The organism is Rhodoferax sp. ZS1R8 (assembly GCF_056521325.1).
The window spans coordinates 1-1,065 of the sequence record NZ_JBWMBA010000184.1 but is presented as its reverse complement, the minus strand read 5'-3'; the positions used below and the strand labels follow the sequence as shown (position 1 = coordinate 1,065).

The 1,065-nt window shown below is 62.5% G+C and carries 2 protein-coding genes; one reads left to right on the top strand and one right to left on the bottom strand.

The annotated features are described in order from the left end of the window. On the bottom strand, window positions 1–497 hold a 497-nt coding region (locus AC097P_RS24855), incomplete at its 3' end, for an RNA polymerase sigma factor (RefSeq protein WP_479613084.1). A 240-nt stretch (window positions 498–737) separates the two neighbouring features. On the opposite strand from AC097P_RS24855, the gene AC097P_RS24850 reads away from it, so the two are divergent. Beyond that, window positions 738–1,065, top strand: a 328-nt coding sequence (locus AC097P_RS24850) for a DEAD/DEAH box helicase (protein ID WP_479613083.1), incomplete at its 3' end; no start/stop codon positions are given.

Here is a 1,065-nt window from a genome sequence, read left to right as displayed (position 1 = left end):
ACCTTCGCCAGCATCGAGGCATTGCCGCACAGGACGTTCTTGAGCGCATCACGGGCGCGTGCCAGACGCGACAACACCGTGCCCGGTGCAATTTCCAGCGCTTCAGCCATCTGGGCGGTGGGCATGTCGTCAAAGTAATACAGCACCAGGACTTCGCGGTGTATCGGCGCAAGGCGGGCTAAGGCCTTTACCACGTCCAGCTTGTCATCCAGCTGGGCGTCGGGGCAGGTTTGCTCGGTCATCGCCTCGTCATCGAAGGAGATTGGACCGGGCGCCAGGTGCCGAAAGGCGCTGCGGCGCATGATTCGGAACAACCAGGCACGGGCCAGCTCACTCTGCTTGAGTTGGCTGCGGTGCTTCCAGGCACTGGCAAAGCAGTCCTGCACGACATCCTCGGCCAGAGTGCGCGAGCCGGTCAGTGCCCAGGCGCTGCGCAGCAAAAAGCGGTAATGCTCGCGCACCCAGCTGTTGTAGAGAGATTCGGCGGATTGAAACATAGTTGCGTACAAGAGCGTACGCGATCAACTTTGATTCCCTCCTGGTGGGAAAATATTACTAAGTGTTTACCCGTGAGTGCGCCTTCAGGGCTCGCGAGGGAGCGGTAGCCGGTGATGGGTACAACCGCCAAGACCACGGACGACGGCGGGCCGCATCCCTGGTTTCAAGCCCGCGTGCGTTCCCATTGCAAAGGACGACCGATGGGCTCGCAGCACGGGGCCATGCACCGATAATCGGGTATGACTCTCAAGAACTCTGCGCCCGCCGCTTCCCCTTCGACCGGCTTTGCCAGCCTGGCATTGAAACCCGCCACTTTAGCCAACTTGCAACAGCTGGGCTACACCGACATGACGCCCATCCAGGCCGCCAGCCTGCCCATTGCCCTGGCTGGCAAGGACCTGATTGCCCAGGCGCAGACTGGCAGCGGCAAGACCGCAGCGTTTGCGCTGGCGCTGTTGGCCAAGCTCAACCCGCGCTGGTTTGCGGTGCAGGCCATGGTGCTGTGCCCTACGCGTGAGTTGGCCGACCAGGTGACGGTGGAGATCCGCCGCCTGGCGCGGGCCGAAG